The 16,822-nt window shown below is 66.5% G+C and carries 14 protein-coding genes and 1 pseudogene; 4 read left to right on the forward strand and 11 right to left on the reverse strand.

What is annotated here, in order from left to right:
- Positions 1-54: 54 nt before the first annotated feature.
- Entirely contained in the window at positions 55-933 is an 879-nt protein-coding gene (locus RBR29_RS02300) for an ATP-binding protein (protein ID WP_320346829.1), read from the forward strand.
- Complete coding sequence (locus RBR29_RS02305; RefSeq protein ID WP_320346831.1) at positions 926-1,957, forward strand: Nudix family hydrolase; 1,032 nt, start codon at positions 926-928, stop codon at positions 1,955-1,957. Before RBR29_RS02300 ends, RBR29_RS02305 begins: the two co-directional genes overlap by 8 nt.
- Here RBR29_RS02305 and RBR29_RS02310 read toward each other — a convergent pair.
- Genes RBR29_RS02310 through RBR29_RS02340 form a run of 7 tightly spaced genes read right to left on the reverse strand, consistent with a single transcriptional unit; the run spans position 1,942 to position 13,040 of the window.
- Entirely contained in the window at positions 1,942-3,408 is a 1,467-nt protein-coding gene (locus tag RBR29_RS02310; RefSeq protein WP_320346833.1) for an efflux transporter outer membrane subunit, read from the reverse strand. The genes RBR29_RS02305 and RBR29_RS02310 overlap by 16 nt on opposite strands.
- A complete protein-coding gene (locus tag RBR29_RS02315) occupies positions 3,401-6,511 on the reverse strand; it encodes an efflux RND transporter permease subunit (RefSeq protein WP_320346835.1) in 3,111 nt (1,036 codons plus the stop codon). The genes RBR29_RS02310 and RBR29_RS02315 overlap by 8 nt, the downstream gene beginning before the upstream one ends.
- A gap of 1 nt (position 6,512) precedes the next feature.
- Complete coding sequence (locus tag RBR29_RS02320; protein ID WP_320346837.1) at positions 6,513-9,653, reverse strand: efflux RND transporter permease subunit; 3,141 nt, start codon at positions 9,651-9,653, stop codon at positions 6,513-6,515.
- Positions 9,650-10,846 carry an efflux RND transporter periplasmic adaptor subunit gene (locus RBR29_RS02325; protein ID WP_320346839.1) on the reverse strand — a complete coding sequence of 399 codons (1,197 nt, stop codon included), beginning with the start codon at positions 10,844-10,846 and terminating at the stop codon, positions 9,650-9,652. Before RBR29_RS02325 ends, RBR29_RS02320 begins: the two co-directional genes overlap by 4 nt.
- Before the next feature lie 9 nt (positions 10,847-10,855).
- Positions 10,856-11,608, reverse strand: coding sequence for a cell division protein ZapD (gene zapD / locus RBR29_RS02330; RefSeq protein WP_320346857.1), 753 nt, complete (start codon positions 11,606-11,608; stop codon positions 10,856-10,858).
- Positions 11,609-11,620: 12 nt separating this feature from the next.
- Complete coding sequence (gene coaE / locus RBR29_RS02335; RefSeq protein ID WP_320346841.1) at positions 11,621-12,253, reverse strand: dephospho-CoA kinase; 633 nt, start codon at positions 12,251-12,253, stop codon at positions 11,621-11,623.
- A gap of 25 nt (positions 12,254-12,278) precedes the next feature.
- A complete protein-coding gene (locus tag RBR29_RS02340; RefSeq protein WP_320346843.1) occupies positions 12,279-13,040 on the reverse strand; it encodes an A24 family peptidase in 762 nt (253 codons plus the stop codon).
- 52 nt (positions 13,041-13,092) lie between these two features.
- Here RBR29_RS02340 and RBR29_RS02345 point away from each other — a divergent pair, with 52 nt between their 5' ends.
- Complete coding sequence (locus tag RBR29_RS02345; RefSeq protein ID WP_320346845.1) at positions 13,093-13,773, forward strand: hypothetical protein; 681 nt, start codon at positions 13,093-13,095, stop codon at positions 13,771-13,773.
- A gap of 118 nt (positions 13,774-13,891) precedes the next feature.
- Here RBR29_RS02345 and RBR29_RS02350 read toward each other — a convergent pair.
- The 4 genes and pseudogenes from RBR29_RS02350 to RBR29_RS02365 form a co-directional block, all read right to left on the reverse strand.
- Positions 13,892-14,101: pseudogene (locus tag RBR29_RS02350) on the reverse strand (LuxR C-terminal-related transcriptional regulator); the annotation flags it as partial.
- A 68-nt stretch (positions 14,102-14,169) separates the two neighbouring features.
- On the reverse strand, positions 14,170-15,048 hold the full coding sequence (gene panC / locus RBR29_RS02355) for a pantoate--beta-alanine ligase (RefSeq protein WP_320346847.1): 879 nt from the start codon (positions 15,046-15,048) through the stop codon (positions 14,170-14,172).
- A gap of 23 nt (positions 15,049-15,071) precedes the next feature.
- Entirely contained in the window at positions 15,072-15,944 is an 873-nt protein-coding gene (locus RBR29_RS02360) for a ScpA family protein (protein WP_320346849.1), read from the reverse strand.
- An 8-nt stretch (positions 15,945-15,952) separates the two neighbouring features.
- A complete protein-coding gene (locus RBR29_RS02365; protein ID WP_320346851.1) occupies positions 15,953-16,144 on the reverse strand; it encodes a DUF3460 family protein in 192 nt (63 codons plus the stop codon).
- Between the two features lie 114 nt (positions 16,145-16,258).
- Here RBR29_RS02365 and RBR29_RS02370 point away from each other — a divergent pair.
- Positions 16,259-16,822, forward strand: a 564-nt coding sequence (locus RBR29_RS02370; RefSeq protein WP_320346853.1) for an MFS transporter, incomplete at its 3' end; no start/stop codon positions are given.

Below are 16,822 nucleotides of genomic sequence, written 5' to 3' on the forward strand. Positions count from 1 at the left end.
TATACTTTCCGCAGAAGCCGAACACACGAATCCTCCTCAACAGGACCCAAACCCATGAACCATCCCGTGGCCGACGACCGCCTGCAGGCCCTGATCAGCCAAGCGATGGGCGTGCTGGCCCAGCTGGAGGCCTGGCTGCCCCCTGCGCCGCCCGCCATCGACTGGACCGCTCATGCCTACCGCTGGCAGCGCCGGGGCGCGCGCGGCTGGCTCGAAGCCGTCCGCCGCATCGCCCCCATCCACCTGCAGGACCTGCATCACGTCGACCGGCAGAAGGCCATCCTCGAACGCAACACCCTGGCCTTCCTGGACGGGCGGCCGGCCAACAACGTCCTGATGACCGGCGCACGCGGCACGGGCAAGAGTTCCCTGGTGCGGGCTCTGCTCGACGCCTACGCGGACCGGGGCCTGCGCCTGATCGAGATCGACAAGTCCGACCTGGGGGATCTGGGCCAGATCATCGAACTCATTCACGGCCGCCCGGAACGCTATATCGTGTTCTGCGACGACCTGTCCTTCGAAGAAGGCGAGGCCAGCTACAAAGCACTGAAATCCGCCCTGGACGGCTCGGTCGCCTCGCCGGGCGACAATCTACTGATCTACGCCACCTCGAACCGGCGCCACCTGATGCCGGAATACATGCGCGAAAACCTGGAAGCCCAGCACCAGCCCGACGGCGAAATCCACCCCGGCGAGACCGTCGAGGAAAAGATTTCCCTGTCCGAACGCTTCGGCCTGTGGCTGTCGTTCTACCCCTTTGCCCAGGACGACTATCTGGACATCGTCGGCCACTGGCTGCGGGCCCACGGCTGCAACGAAACCCAGGTCGGGGACGCGCGCACCGAAGCCCTGCAATGGGCGCTGGAACGCGGATCCCGGTCCGGCCGGGTAGCGCGCCAGTTCGCCCGCGACTGGGCAGCCCGCCATGTCTGAATCTGCCATGGCCAATCCCAAACCCTACATCCGCGTGGCCGCTGGCCTGATCATTGATCCACGGGGCCGGCTGCTGCTGGGGCAGCGCCCGGAAGGCAAGGCCTGGCCCGGCTGGTGGGAATTCCCCGGCGGCAAGATCGAGGCCGGCGAAACCGTCGAGCAGGCGCTGGCGCGTGAACTGGACGAAGAACTGGGCATCCAGGCGACCTGCGTCTATCCCTGGGTCGTGCATGTCCACGAATATCCCAAGACCATCGTCGAACTGGCCTTCTGCCAGGTCACGGCCTGGCAAGGCGAACCGCATGGCCGCGAAAACCAGGCGCTGGACTGGGTGGATCCTTGGGAAATCCGCCTGGACGAATCCGAGCACCCGATCGGCCCAGGCGGCGGTTCGTTGCTGCCGGCCGCCGCGCCACCGCTGCGCTGGCTGCGCCTGCCGATGCACTACCGCATCAGCCGGATCGGTCATCCCGGCCAGTTGTCCGGTTGGTTGGCCGACCTGCGCCAGGAACTGCTGCGCGGCCTGCGACTGGTGCAATTCCGCGAACCGGACTGGCAAGGCGATCCGGAATCACTGCACAAGGCCTTCCGGGCCGTACTGGCCCTGTGCCGCCAGCACGGTGCGCGGTGCCTGATCAACAGTGCCCATCCCGCCGCCTGGTGGCCAGAGGCCGACGGCGTGCAATTGCGCGCAACGGACGCGGCGCGCATCCTGCAGGACGACACGCGGCCCCCAGGCTGGCTGGGGGTGTCCGCCCATACAGCAGCAGACATTGAATGCGCCCGCCAACTCCAGGCCGATTTCGTGGTGCTGGGGCACGCACTGGACACGGCCAGCCACCCGGATCTTCCGGCCCTGGGCTGGGACCGGTTCCGCACCCTGGCGGACACTGCGGGCCGGCCGGTCTTCGCCATCGGCGGCCAGTCTCTGGCCACACTGGATGCGGCGCGCCGGCATGGCGCACACGGCATCGCCGCCATCCGGGGTCAACTGATCGACGGAACGACTCAATCGAACGCATAGCCGCCACCCAACGCGGCGATCAGCTTCGTCGAAGTCGTCAAGCGTTCGGCGCGCACGTCCAGGGCGGCCTGTTCCGCGCTCAGGGCGCTGGTTTGCGCCTGAACCACGCTCAAATAATCCACCAGCCCGGCCCGATACTGATTGGTGACCTGGCGCAGGGTTTCGCGGGCCGCCGCCAGCGCCCGATCCCGGGCAGCCTGTTCCGCGACCAGCGCCTGCGATTGCACCAGGGCATCTTCGACCTCGCGCAGGGCATCCAGCACGGTCTTGCGGTAGGCCGCCGCCTGGGCATCATAGGCCGCGCGTGCTGAAGCCACGGCAGCCGCACGGGCACCACCGTCGAACAGGCTCATGGCCAGGGCCGGCCCCAGGGTCCAGAACCGCGCGGGCGCCGTCAGCCAGGAGGCAAATTCTGCCGCCTGGTAGCCCCCCTGGGCACTGAGGGTCAGTTCAGGGAACCAGGCCGCCTGCGCCACACCAATGCGCGCATTGGCCTGCGCGACCCGGCGCTCGGCACCGGCCACGTCGGGGCGGCGCAGCAACAGCGCCGAGGGCACACCGACCGGCACCTCGGGCACATCTGGCAGATCGGCGCCTGCGGCCATGTGAAAGCTTGCCGGTACTTGGCCCAGCAACACGGCAATCGCATGAATCTGCTGCGCACGCTGCCAGCCCAGACGGATGCGCTGGGCGCGGGTCTGGTCCAGTTGCGCAGAAGCGGCTGCCACATCGGCCGGAGACGCCACGCCAGCCGCCAGCCGGTTGCGGGTCATCTCCAGCGCACGCGCGTATTCGTCCAGGGTGCGACCCAGCAAGGCGTCCTGCAACTGGCTGGCCCGCACCCCGAAATAGGCCTGCGCCAAGGTGGACTGCAGACTCAGGCGCATGGCAGCCAGGTCTGCGGCACTGGCCTGCTGGCCGGCGCGCGCGGCCTCGACGTCACGCCGCACACGGCCCCACAGATCGGCTTCCCAACGAACCGTCACCGATGTGCTGTACGTATTGGCAGGATTGCCGGTCCGGGACTCGCCCTGCCCGGCCCGGCTCATGGAGCCCGCCGCGCCCAAGGTCGGCAACAGGCCCGCCCGGGCCGATGACAGCGCAGCGCGGGCTTCGCGGAACTGGGCCTCGGCCCGGGCCAGGTCCAGATTCCCATGGGGCATCCGTTCCATCAGGCTGTCCAGCACCTCGTCGCCAAACAATGCCCACCAGTCGGCGGGCAGTGCACGCGGCGGGGTATCGGCCGGAATCCAGCGGCCTTCCGGCGCGTTGGCATAGGCCACCCCGACATCCTGGACGGGGCGCTGGTAATCGGGGCCGACAGCGCAGCCCGCCAGGGCCAGCACCACCACGCTGGACAACAGCGCCCGCACAACACGGCGGGCAGGCCGCCCACCCCGCGGCAGCTGCGCCGCATCCACACCATGACGCGAGAACACCGGGTCAGCCATGGGAGACAGGCGCTTGTAGCGACGAAGGGGACATGGGGCGGCGCGATCCACGCAGGCGATCCAGGCTCAGATAGACGACGGGCGTAGTGTAGAGCGTGAGCACCTGGCTGACCAACAGGCCGCCCAGGATCGTCAGCCCCAGAGGACGGCGCATTTCCACCCCCGCGCCTGTGGCCAGCAACAGCGGCAATGCGCCCAGCATGGCCGACAAGGTGGTCATCAGGATCGGCCGCAGGCGCGCCAGGCAGGCGCGGTAGATGGCCTCGCGCGGGTCCAGACCCTCGCGGCGTCGCGCCTGCAGGGCAAAATCCACCATCATGATGGCGTTCTTCTTGACGATGCCGATCAACAGAAACACGCCGATCAGCGCAATCAGGGTGAATTCCATGCCGGCCAGCCGCAGGGCCAGCAACGCCCCCACCCCGGCTGAAGGCAGCGTGGACAGGATCGTCACAGGATGAATCGTGCTCTCGTACAGCATGCCCAGCACCAGGTACATGGCCACCAGCGCCGCCACCAGCATCCAGGGCTGCTGCGCCACGGCATCGCGCATCATGGCGGCGCTCTGGTCCAGCCCCCCCTGCAGTTCCTGTGTCGGCAGGCCAATGCGCGCCACGGCCTGGTCGATGGCCGCCAGCGCCTGGCCCAGGGACACCCCGGGCGCCAGGCCAAACGCCACTGAATCGGCGGCCAGCAGACCCTCGTGATTGACCGTGCGCGGCGCGGTGCCCTCGGAAATCCGAGTGAACGCGGTCAGGGGGATACGCTCGCCCGCACCATTGAGCACCTGCAAGGCCCGCAGCGAATGCAGGTCCCGGGCATACTGAGGCTGCACCGCCATGACGACGTGATATTGGTTCAGGGTGCCGTACAGGACAGCAGCGTAGCGCTGGCTGAACGCGTTGTTCAGTACCCCCGCCAGATCCGCCATCTGTACCCCCAGCCGCCGGGCGGCATCCCGATCGACAACCAGTTCCACCCGGCGCCCCTTGTCCTCGACGTCATTGTCCACGTCAACCAGTTCAGGCAGGGCCGCCAGTGCGTTGCGCACGCGCGGCAGCCAGGCGCTCAACAAGTCCAGGTCGCTGCCCATCAGCACATAGGTATAGGAACCGGACCGCGAAGAATGGCCCACGAAGATGTCCTGCTGGGGTACCAGGAACATGCGCGCGCCGGGCGTGTGCTCGAAGTGCGGCCGCAGGCGGTTGACGACCTCGTTGGCACTGGCCGTGCGCTGATCCAGGGGCTTGAGCTGGATCTGGATGAAACTGGAATTGCTGCCACCCCGACCGCCGGCATAGGCGGTCACCGTGTCCACGGCCGGGTCTGCCAGCAGCACACGGCGAAATGCGTCCAACCGGGCCTGGGTCTCGTCAAAGGACGTGCCGGTATCGACGCGGAAAAAACCCATCAGCTGGCCCGTATCCTGCTGCGGAAAAAACCCCTTGGGGATGCTGGCGTACAGGTAGACATTCAGGCCCACCGTTGCCAGCAACAGCAGCAGGACGATGCGCCCGTGGTCCAGCGACCAGCCAAGCGAGCGCCGATAGGCAGCCTCGCAGGCCTGACCGCAACGGTGCAGCCAGCGGCGCAGCAGGCCCCGGGGCGGCGGCTCGTGTCCGGACTGCGCGCGCAGCAGGCGCGCCGCCATGACTGGGGTCAGCGTCACGGACACCAGCAGCGACACGATGATGGCCACCGACAGGGTCACGGCGAATTCCTTGAACAGCCGCCCCACCAGGCCGCCCACCAGCCACAGGGGGATGAAGACTGCGATCAGCGACAGGCTCATAGCCAGCACGGTGAAGCCGACCTCGGTCACGCCACGCAAGGCGGCGCGCGCGGGCCGCATGCCGCGTTCCATGTGGCGCATGATGTTCTCCAGCACCACAATGGCGTCATCCACGACGAAACCGGTGGCCACGATCAGGGCCATCAGGGAAATCGTGTTCAGAGTGAAACCGAACCACCACATCAGGCTGAAGGCGCTGATCAGCGACGCCGGCACGGCGACTGCCGGGATCAGGGCCGCGCGCCAGTTGCCCAGAAAGACCAGCACCACCGCCACTACCAGCACGACCGACAGCACCAGGGTCAGTTCGGCCTCGAACAGCGAAGCCCGGATGCTGGGCGTGCGGTCCTGGGCCACAGTCAGGCGCACCTGCGACGGCAGCAGGGCCTGGAACGCCGGCAGCAGGCCGCGAATGGCATCGACCGTCTCGATGATGTTGGCATCGGCCTGCCGGCGAATGATCATCAGCACGGCGGGCTGGTCGTTGAAATAACCGACCTGGTTCGTATCCTCGACCGAGTCCTCGATCCGCGCCACGTCGCTCAACCGCACCGGGCGGCCATCACGCCATTCCAGGATCAGGGCGGCATATTCCGCCGCCGTACGCAGCTGCGCGTCGGAACGGATCTGCCACTGGGTGTCGCCACGCCGCACCAGCCCACCAGGCTGCATCGTGTTCATGTCCTGCAGGACCCGGCGCACACGGTCCAGGGGGATCCCCATGGATTCAAGCGCCCTCGGATCCACCAGCACCCGCACGGCGGGCAGCGAACTGCCCCCCACAGTCACCTGCCCCACGCCATTGACCTGCGCCAGTTTCTGCGCCAGCACGGTGGACGCCAGATCGTAGAGTTCGCCGCGCGTGGCGGTATCCGAAGTCAGCGCCAGCGTCATGATGGGCGAGGACGAGGAATTCACCTTGCGATAGGTCGGATTGTCGCGCATGCCCGACGGCAGCATGGGGCGCGCGGCATTGATGGCCGCCTGGACATCACGCGCGGCACTGTTGATGTCGCGATCCAGTTCGAACATCAGCGAAATGGTGGTCTGCCCTTCGCTGCTGCGCGAGCTCATGCTGTTCAGGCCGGCAATCGCGCCCAGCGACTGTTCCAGCGGCATGGCCACACTGGACGCCATGGTCTCGGGACTGGCACCCGGCAACGAGGCCGAGACCGTAATCATCGGAAAATCCAGCTGCGGCAGCGGCGCCACCGGCAGGAATCGCAGCGCCAGCGCCCCAGCCAGCACCAGCGCCAGGGACAGCAGACAGGTGCCCACGGGCCGGCGCAGGAACAGGGCAAAAAACCGCATGTCAGCGACCCGCCGCCCGTCGCCGGCCCAGGCGCTCGAACAGCAGATAGATGACGGGGGTCGTGAACAGCGTCAGCACCTGGCTGCACAACAGCCCGCCCACCATGGCCAGACCCAGCGGCTGGCGCAGTTCAGCCCCCGAACCCGACGCCAGCATCAGCGGAATGGCACTGAAGAAGGCCGCCAGGGTCGTCATCAGAATCGGCCGGAAACGCAACAGGGCTGCTTCGCGGATCGCTGCCTGTGGCCCCAGGCCACGCTCGCGCTGGGCATCCAATGCGAAATCAATCATCAGAATGGCATTTTTCTTGACGATCCCGATCAGCAAAATGATGCCGATGACGCCAATCATGTCGAGTTCCACCCCGCCCAGCCATAGCGCCAGCAACGCCCCGATGGCAGCCGAAGGCAGAGTGGACAGGATGGTAATCGGATGGATCAGGCTTTCGTACAGCACGCCCAGCACGATATACATGGTCACCACGGCTGCCAGCAGCAGCCACAGCGTGCTTGACAGTGACGCCTGGAATGCCTGGGCCGCGCCCTGAAGACGAACCTCGATCGAATCCGGCACACCCAGCGCCACGCGCGCCGATTCAATGGCCCGGACCGCATCGGACAACGCGGCCTCCGGCGCCAGACTGAACGAGACCGTCACGGCAGGGAATTGGTCCAGGCGCTGCACGGCCAGGCGCGCCAGCCCCGGCTCGAACCGGGCTACGCTGGACAACGGCGTGACCCCACCCGAAGCCGTCGGCACATGCAGGTGCTCCAGCGCCGCAGGACCGCCGTCCAGCAGGGCCGCGCCCGCCTCCAGTACCACCCGGTACTGGGCCGACTGTGTGTAGATCGTGGAAATCAGCCGCTGGCCGAACGCATCGTACAAGGCGTCGTCGATCGATGCCTGGGTCACGCCCAGCCGGGCCGCTGCATCCCGGTTCACCACGACGGACAACGCCAGGCCACGGTCCTGCAGATCCCCGGCCACATCGCGTAGTTCCGGCAGCGCGCGCAAGGCATCCACCAGCCGGGGGGCCCACACACCCAGCGCGGTGTCATCGGGGCTGGACAGCGTCATCTGGAATTCGGCACGACTGACCTGGTCCTCGACCGACAGTTCCTGCACCGGCTGCAACCAGGTCTGCAGCCCCACGATCGGGTCCAGGGCCGCCTGCAGGCGCTCGATCACGGCGCCCGCCCGATCCTCGCGCAGGGCCAAGGGTTTGAGGGCAATCTGCAGGCGCCCCGTGTTCAACGTGACATTGTCCCCATCGATCCCGATGAAGGACGCCACCGAATCCACCGCCGGATCGGCCAGCACCCGCTCGACAGCCTGCTGCTGCAGACGATGCATGGCCTGGAACGAGGCCGACTGCGGCCCCTGGGTGATGGCCAGCAAGGCCCCGGTGTCCTGCTGCGGGAAAAATCCCTTGGGAATGGCGGCGTACAGACCCGCCGTCACGAACAGCGTCGCCACCACGGCCCACAGGGTTGCGCGTTGATGCGCCAGGACCCATTGCAAGCCCCGGTCATACGCGGCGATCAGCCGGTCCATCCAGCGTTCTTCACGCTGCCCGGATCGACCAGCCACCACGTCGCGGCCTGCCGGGCGGTCCGGCTCGCCAGACGCAGGACGGTCCGCAGCAGACTGTCCTGCGGCCTGCCTCGGCCCCAGCATGCGCGCACACATCATGGGCGTCAGTGTCAGGGAAATCAGCAGCGACAGCAGGATGGCCACGGCCAGCGTGACGGCGAATTCGCGGAACAGCCGCCCGACCACGTCCCCCATGAACAGCAGCGGAATCAGCACCGCGATCAGCGACAGGGTCAAGGACACCAGCGTGAAGCCGATCTGCCTGGACCCGCGCAACGCGGCGGCCAGCGGCGTCTCGCCTTGCTCGATATGGCGGGCGATGTTCTCGACCATGACGATGGCATCGTCCACCACGAAACCGGTCGCAATGGTCAGAGCCATCAGGGTCAGGTTGTTGATACTGTAGCCCAGCAAGGCCATCAGGGCGAAAGTCCCGACCAGGGACAAGGGCACGACCACACCGGGAATCAGCGTGGCCCGCCAGGTCCGCAGGAACACGAAGGTCACCGCCACCACCAGGACGATGGCCAGCAGCATCTCGATCTGCACATGGGCGACCGAATCGCGGATCGTGCGCGTGCGATCCGCCGCCACCTGCAGATCCACACCAGTCGGCAAGGTGGCCCGCAGGCCGGGCAACAGTGCCTGGACACGATCGACCACTTCGATCACATTGGCGCCGGGCTGGCGCTGGATGTTCAACAGAATGGCCGGCGTGCGGCCGAACCAGGCGGCCTGGTCGCGGTTTTCCGCCGCGCGGCGCACCTGCGCCACATCCCCCAGACGCAAGGGCGCGCCATTTTCGTAGGCCAGGATCAGGCGCTCGTATTCGGCCGGATCCTTGAGCTGGTCATTGACGCTGATGGTGATCGATCGCTGCGGGCCATCCAGGTGGCCCTTGGGCTGATTGACGTTGGCTTGGGTGACGGCCTTGCGCACGTCCGCCAGCGTCAGCTGATGCGCGGCCAGGGCCTGAGGATCGACCTGGATGCGCACTGCCGGACGCTGCCCCCCCGTCACGCTGACCAGTCCAACCCCGCTGATCTGGGACAGTTTCTGCGCCACGCGCACTTCGATCAGGTCGCGCACCTGCGGCAAGGGCAACGTGGGTGACGTCACCGCCAGGGTCATCACCGGCGCATCCGCTGGATTGACCTTGCTGTAGGTCGGCGGCGAGGGCATGTCCGGGGGCAACAGATTCGAAGCCGCGTTGATGGCGGCCTGCACTTCCTGTTCGGCCACATCCAGCGGCAGGCCCAGGTCGAAACGCAAGGTGATGCGCGACGAGCCGCCAGAACTGGTGGACAGCATCTGCGACAGCCCCGGCATCTGCCCGAACTGGCGCTCCAGCGGTGAAGTCACCAGCGCGGTCATGACATCCGGCCCGGCCCCTGGGTACAAGGTGGTGACCTGAATCGTGGGGAAATCGACCTGGGGCAGCGCCGACACCGGGAGTTCGCGGTAGGCCAGCAGTCCCGCCAGCGCCAGCGCGACCATGGCCAGGGCCGTGGCAATCGGCCGCAGAATGAACAGCCGCGACAGGTTCACGACCCCGGGCCCTGGGCGGCGTCTTCGGCCCCGGGCGCAATGATTTCGACCGCGCTGCCATCGCGCAGGCGGTCCGTGCCTTCGACCACGACCCGCTCGCCCGCCTGCAAGCCGGATTCGATCACGACCCGCTCGCCGTCATCCACCCCGGTGACGACCGGCACGACCCGTGCCTTGTGTTCGGCATCCACCCGATAGACGTATTCGCCTTGCGAGCCGCGCTGCACCGCCCGCAGGGGCAGCGTCAGCCCATCCTGCACGCCCAGGCGCAGGTGGACCTGGACGAACTGATTGGGAAACAGGGTTTCGTCCGTATTGTCGAAACGGGCCTTGAGCCGGACTGTGCCCGTGGCCACGTCGATCTGATTGTCCACCGCCACCAGCGTCCCGGTGGCCAGCGTTGCCCCGGCAACATCACTGAACAGGCGCACCTGCAGGTCAGGCGTGCTGCGGCGCGCTTCGAGCAACGCCTGCAAGCGTGTCTGGGGAATGGAAAAGACCACGTCAATTGGCCGGCTCTGCGTCAGCACCACCAGGCCATCGGTGTCGGAAACCCGGATCATGTTGCCCACATCGACCTTGCGCAAACCCAGGCGGCCATCAATCGGCGCACGGATCTCGGTATAGCCCAGCTGCAGGCGGGCATCGTCTACCGCCGCCTGGTCTGCTTTCGCCTGCCCCTGGAGTTCACGCACCTGGGCGCGGGCAGCATCCAGCTGCTGGCGCGCCACCGAATCCTGCTTGAACAGCTGTTCGTACCGGGCCAGGTCGCGGCGCGCCTGATCCAGCTGGGCGGCATGCTGCATCTGCTGGCCCAGGGCCCGGTCCAGCTGGACGCGAAAAGGTTCGGGATCGATCACGGCCAGCACATCACCGGCCCGCACGGACTGGCCATCGGTAAAAGCCACCGACTGCAGCGGGCCGTCCACGCGCGCACGGATGGTGACCGTCGCCAGCGGCGTGACCGTTCCCAGCGCCCGCAGCGTACGATCGATGCGGCCAGGCTCGACCGGTGCCACCGATACCGGCGTCGTCAACCCACCCATCTGGAATCTGGATGCGCCGGAACCACCCGGACCTCCCGCCCCGCCTCGCCAGACGCCCCACAGGACGAGCGCCAGCAGGCCAAGGGCCGCTGCCCACACCAGAATCCTGCGGCGCGTCCAGGCAGGCCGCGTCGTGGTGTTGATCATGACGAGGACCTACAGATTGCAGCGGGCCAGGCGAAAAGCGACATCGCGGCCGACCGGTTGGGGCTTGAGTTCATTGTCCTGGGCAGAAAAACGCACCCAGATGACGTATTTGTTGGCGCTGATTTCGGGGAAGACGTGCAGGGCCGGGTCGACCCAGACGCGCAGCAGCTGGAAAGACTTGCCGCCCAGCATTTCCTGGTAGGCCCCCTGGCCTGCCATCTGATCGCGAGCATCCCCAGCATCGCGCAGCAGCTGCAGGATCAGGGCCATGGCCTGATGCAGCGGCATCAGTGGCGCAATCCAGCCACGCAGATCGGCGATACGCGTATCAGCGGGTTTCAGCTGCCAGGAATAATAGGAGGGCATGTCAACCGGCGAAGACCCGCCAGGCACCGTGATCCGCCCGCGCAGGCTGGCGAGCCATTCGTTGTCGCGCAGGCACTGGCCGATGCGGCCCTGGCCGGACAACGCCGCCGACACGGCCTGGATTTCTGCCAGGAGCTTGTCCAGCGTGACGCCGTCCACGCCTGGGTGTTCACGCAGGGCCGACAAGGCAGAGCGATGGCGGTCCAGGTCCTGCAGAACCGCCGTGCGTACGTCGGCGCGTTCGCAGATGTCCAGCAGATCGAACAGCGTGGTCATGGCGATCTGGTGACAATGGGCGTCTTCGCCCCGGGCGAAAAAGAACAGACGGTCGAACAGATATTCGACCCTCAGCAGGGTACGTACACGTTCATTGCAGGGGTACTCGTACAGAATCACTCGCAAAAGGCCCTATCCATGAGTGGTGCGTCCATTGACCGATCGAGACGCGCAGGCATTCCAGTCCTGGTGCAGCTGGAGCACGCGCCGATACAGCGTATCCAGATCGGTCGAGCCATCATTGACGATGACATCGTCGGCCACCGCCAAGCGGTCCGCCCTGGATGCCTGAGCGGACATGATACGCTCAATGGTGGCGCGCGTCAGCCCACTGCGTGCCTGCACCCGGTCCATCTGGGTTGCGGGGTCGCAATCGACCACGCAGATCCGGTCCACCCGATCACGCCAGCGACCGGATTCCACCAGCAGCGGCACGACGAACACCAGATAGCCCCCCTGGGCCCGTTCGGCCTGGCGGCGCACGGCCAGGTCGATCAGGGGGTGGAGCACGGATTCAAGCTGCCGCCGCACAGCCGGGTCGGCGAAAGCGCGTTCGCGCATCCAGCCCCGGTCCAGGGCGCCATCCGGCCCGATCGATGCGGCGCCGAACATCGCCCGCAACGGTTCGATCGCGGCGCCGCCCGGTGCCGTCAACGCATGCGCGATCTGATCTGTATCGATGACCGAAGCCCCCCATTCGGCCAGCCATTCGGCCACCTTGGACTTGCCCGAGCCAATGCCCCCGGTCAGGCCGATGGAAAACATGACATCCCCGCATGATGATTCGGAATCACGACTGTACCGCAAGCCCCATCGCCTGTGGGATCAGCATCCAGGCCCACGCCGCCAGGGCGATGCACGGCCCGAAGGGATACGGCTGCCGCCAGCCGCCACGCTGCCCCAGCCCCCAGAACAGCCCCAGGAGACTGGCCACCCAGAGAATCCCGATGGCGGCTTCCAGGCCGAGCCAACCGGCCAGCACAGCCAGGCATTTCACGTCGCCACCCCCGAAACCATCCTGCCCGCGCAGGCGGCAATACAGCCGGGCCACCCAGGCCAGCGCGACCCAGACCAGAACAGATGCGCCCACGGCAGGCACCAGATCTTGGCACCCCAGCAGCCAGCCGGCCACCATCAACGGCAAGGTGAGCGCGTCCGGCAAAAGGCCGGTGCGCACATCGATCCAGGCCAATGCAGCCAGGCCGATCAGCAATGGCACAAACCCAAACCCGCCGCCAGCAGCCAGCAGCCCTGCGGCCAGGCCCAGCAGCACGGCGGCCACGCTATCCCGAACCCGCCGCTCTGACCCTGGCCGCAACGAGACTGCCGCTGCACCCCACAGGGTGCGCGCCGTAGCAGGCGCGCCCGCGTCCAGCCGAGAGGCATAGGCTTCGACCCAGGGCCCCAGCCAGACACCCGCCCATCCCCCCGCAACCGCAGCCAGGCCACACACTCCCCAGCCCGCCACATCCTGCGCCGCCGCGCCTGGAAAATACGCCGCCCCCTGAAACCACCCGTCCACCACCCATCCGGCCAGCGTCCCACACCCCATCGCCAAGCCTCCTGCAAATGCGTAGAATGGCGACTTCACGATCCTGTCCGCCATGACCATGCCGCGCGCCCTGTTTCTTTCGATTTCCCGCCTGCTCAGCCTGGCGCTGCTGGCCCTGCTGGCCGCCTGCGCCCAGCAGCGCGAACCTGGCTTCTATGACATTCCGCGCGGCGACACGACATCCGATGCCCGGCATCGGGCCCAGGGCGATGCCAGCACGGTTGCACCCACGCAGTTGCAATTCGGATTCGGCGCAGACAACCAGAAAAGCCCGACGCCCGGAAATGGCACCCCCACCAACGCGGCAAGCACTGGCGGGCCGGCCACCCAGCAGGTCTCCGGCGCAACCCTGCCCCGGGAACTGGCCGAAACCCGCACCTATCTGGGCACCATCGCATGCCCGGCGGGTCAGCAGGCCTGCCCGGCACGCCGCATGACCCTGACGCTGGCCCCCGATGGCCAATGGCGCGCCCGCAGCACGCCCCTGGACGACAGCACCCCCACTGTATCCATGGGCTGCTGGCATCTGGTGTCGACCGAGCCCGCCGGCATCGTGCTGCAAACCGGCGACCATGCCCGCGCCACGCTGGAATTCATCCAGTCGAATGTTCTGCGCCTGACCCGGCTGGACGGCCAGGTGCCCTTGCTGGAATCGCGCCTGACCCGCCAGGCGGATATCGACCCCATCGATGAACTGGCCGCGCACCCAGCCGAAGCTTGCGCCGCACGCTGATTCTGGCTGCCGGGGCAGTTCCATGCACAGGGGATGCCATGCCGGAATCCCCTGTGCAGGAATCCCCAGTACCGGTGCCTGAATCCCCGGCACGAAAAGACAGGCAATACCGCGTCAATTCGACTGCATTGCGCACGCGCAGTTTTCGGAATATCCGTGCCCGATGGGCTTCGATCGTGCGCTGCGTAACCCCGAGTTCAACGGCAATGTATTTGCTGGACCGCCCCTGCGTGAGATAGTCCGCTACTTCCCGTTCACGGGCCGTCAGGCAGCCCAGAGAGGCATCCTGGGCATCCTGGTATTCTTGGGTCGAGTCGCTTTCCAACATGGAAATCCCCCCTGTTCATTGTCAAACGCAAGGGGGATTCTGCATGACCTGCCTGGGAAGCGCACCTGTCAATTCTGACAGCTTGTCACGCCCTGGAAATCCAGTTTGTGGAATTCCAGATTGTCGATCAGGCGGGTGGCGCCCAGACGCGCAGCCGCCAGCACGACCAACGGTTCGCCCTCTTGGACTTCCTGCTCGGTGGGCGACATCAGATCGCGCTGGCGACGCACCGCAACGTAATCAGGGTCCCAGCCGCGCTCACGCAGCGTCTGCATGGCCTGGGCTTCTACTGCCGCCACGTCCGATCCGATTTGAATCTGGTCGCGCACCCGCTGCAACAGGCCATACAGATTGGGGGCTTCGGCCCGTTCCTGGGCACTGAGATAGCGGTTGCGGGAGGACAGCGCCAGGCCATCTTCGTCACGCACGGTTTCGTGAGCGATGATTTCCACGGGCAGCTGGAACTGGCGGCACATGGCACGCACCACCATCAGCTGCTGGTAATCCTTTTTGCCGAACACGGCCACGCGCGGCTGGACACAGGAAAACAGCTTCAGCACCACGGTGCTGACGCCCATGAAGAAATCGGGCCGGAACTCGCCTTCCAGGATCTTGCCCAGGGATTCGGCAGGCTGGATGCGGAAGTTCTGCGGTTCCGGATACAGTTCTCGCTCGTCAGGCGCAAACAGCACATAGACATCACGCTCGGCTTCGAGCTTGGCAATATCTTCGGCCAGCGTGCGGGGATAGCGGTCGAAGTCCTCGTTCGGGCCGAATTGCAGCCGATTGACGAAAATACTGGCAACCACGGGATCGCCATGCTGACGCGCCAGCCGCATCAACGACAGATGCGCGGCATGCAGATTGCCCATCGTGGGCACAAAGGCGACGCGCAACTGCCCGCGCAGCTGATCGCGCAAAGCCTCGATGGAATGGACGACTTTCACGGGGGATTCTCCGGCATCCGGCCTCAGGCCGAACGCGTGTAGGACAGTCTGACGTACAGCGGCGCATACGGTGCCGCCTGGGTAATTTCCAGCAGGGCCTCGCGGGCCAGTTCCAGCAGCGCCAGGAAATGGACCACAATGACGGCCGCCGGTTCGCCCATGCGAACGCGCTCCAGGAACAGTTCGGTGAATTCCATGAAGCGCACGTCCGACAGACGGCGCAGGATGTGGCTCATGTGGTCGCGCACGGACAGCTGTTCGCGGGTGATGCGATGGCTGGCGTTCAGGCGTGCCCGCTGCATGATCGCCGCCCAGGCTTCGCGCAGATCGTCTGCCGAGACGTCCGGCAACAGCCGCGCGACCTCGACATCGGCGGTGGCATGGGCCACCAGAAAATCCCGCCCCACGCGCGGCATGTCGTCCAGCCGCCGGGCGGCCAGTTTCATGCGCTCGTATTCGAGCAGGCGGCGCACCAGTTCGGCGCGCGGATCTTCGGGCTCTTCGCCGCTGTCGGACTGACGCACCGGCAGCAGCATGCGCGACTTGATCTCGATGAGCAGCGCCGCCATCAACAGATATTCGCCCGCCAGTTCCAGATTCGACTGCCGCACCTGTTCGACATAGGCCAGGTACTGGGCGGTGACCTCGGCCATGGGGATGTCGAGCACGTTGAAATTCTGTTTGCGGATCAGATAGAGCAGCAAGTCCAGGGGGCCTTCAAAGGCCTCCAGAAAGACCTCGAGCGCATCGGGCGGGATGTAGAGATCCTGGGGAATGGAAAACAGGGGCTCGCCGTACAGGCGCGCCAAAGCGACGTGGTCGACCACGTCGGGGGTGCTGTCTTCCGCAGGCGCCATCAAAGCGTCCAGCCCGGGATCGGGCGGCCGGGGCGGCATGACCCCGATCAAGCTTTCTGGTAGTAGACGTAGGGATCCTGGGGCACACGGGCGGCCCGGAAGCCTTCCTGTTGTTCCGGATCCAGTTCCTTGTCCCACAGGCGGGCGCGGCCGGCGAATTGGCGCGCATCCGTGTCAGGGTGGTCCGCTTTGTACTGGTTCAGGAACTGCGTCAGTTCAGAGGTGAAGTTGTTTGCCATAATAGTGCCATAGCCGATCTTCATGACCGATGGGCCCAAGTTTACTGCACTCGGCCCCGTCCCAGCCTGTTCATGCCCGAAGCCCCGCCCGCCGCCCCGTCCCGCGAAATCCGAATGATCCCATTCATCGTGGGCTGCGCGCTGTTCATGCAGATGCTGGACTCCACTGTCGTTGCCACCGCCCTGCCGGCCATGGCGCTGGATTTCGGCACCACCGTGGTGCGCATGAACGTCACCATCACCGCCTACCTGCTAGCAACGGCAGTGTTCGTGCCCATCAGCGGCTGGGCAGCGGATCGGTTCGGCGCACGCGCCGTATTCCTGGCGGCCATTGCGCTGTTCACCCTGAGTTCCATCGCCTGCGCGGCCAGCGGCACGCTGGGCCAGCTGGTGGCCGCGCGGGTCGTCCAGGGCGCTGCCGGTGCCATGATGGTGCCCGTGGGGCGCATCATCCTGCTGCGCCGCATCCCCAAGGCCGAACTGCTCAAGGCCATGGCCTTCCTGACCATTCCCGCCCTGCTGGGGCCAGTCATCGGCCCGCCTGTCGGCGGTTTCCTGGTCACGTATGCATCCTGGCACTGGATCTTCCTGATCAACATCCCGGTGGGGGTCCTGGGCATCGCCATGGTGCGGCACTGGATCGCCCGCGACGTCCCCGAAGGCCGCCCCCGGCTGGAC

This window comes from Castellaniella sp. (assembly GCF_034007085.1).
Lineage (GTDB): Bacteria > Pseudomonadota > Gammaproteobacteria > Burkholderiales > Burkholderiaceae_B > Castellaniella.

Excerpts from the sequence above, each read along its gene's own strand:
- RBR29_RS02300 (WP_320346829.1), top strand. The coding sequence starts at position 55 with ATGAACCATCCCGTGGCCGACGACCGCCTGCAGGCCCTGATCAGCCAA.
- RBR29_RS02305 (WP_320346831.1), top strand. The coding sequence starts at position 926 with ATGTCTGAATCTGCCATGGCCAATCCCAAACCCTACATCCGCGTGGCC.
- RBR29_RS02310 (WP_320346833.1), bottom strand. The coding sequence starts at position 3,408 with ATGGCTGACCCGGTGTTCTCGCGTCATGGTGTGGATGCGGCGCAGCTG.
- RBR29_RS02315 (WP_320346835.1), bottom strand. The coding sequence starts at position 6,511 with ATGCGGTTTTTTGCCCTGTTCCTGCGCCGGCCCGTGGGCACCTGTCTG.
- RBR29_RS02325 (WP_320346839.1), bottom strand. The coding sequence starts at position 10,846 with ATGATCAACACCACGACGCGGCCTGCCTGGACGCGCCGCAGGATTCTG.
- coaE (WP_320346841.1), bottom strand. The coding sequence starts at position 12,253 with ATGTTTTCCATCGGCCTGACCGGGGGCATTGGCTCGGGCAAGTCCAAG.
- RBR29_RS02340 (WP_320346843.1), bottom strand. The coding sequence starts at position 13,040 with ATGGGGTGTGGGACGCTGGCCGGATGGGTGGTGGACGGGTGGTTTCAG.
- RBR29_RS02345 (WP_320346845.1), top strand. The coding sequence starts at position 13,093 with ATGACCATGCCGCGCGCCCTGTTTCTTTCGATTTCCCGCCTGCTCAGC.
- RBR29_RS02360 (WP_320346849.1), bottom strand. The coding sequence starts at position 15,944 with ATGCCGCCCCGGCCGCCCGATCCCGGGCTGGACGCTTTGATGGCGCCT.
- RBR29_RS02365 (WP_320346851.1), bottom strand. The coding sequence starts at position 16,144 with ATGGCAAACAACTTCACCTCTGAACTGACGCAGTTCCTGAACCAGTAC.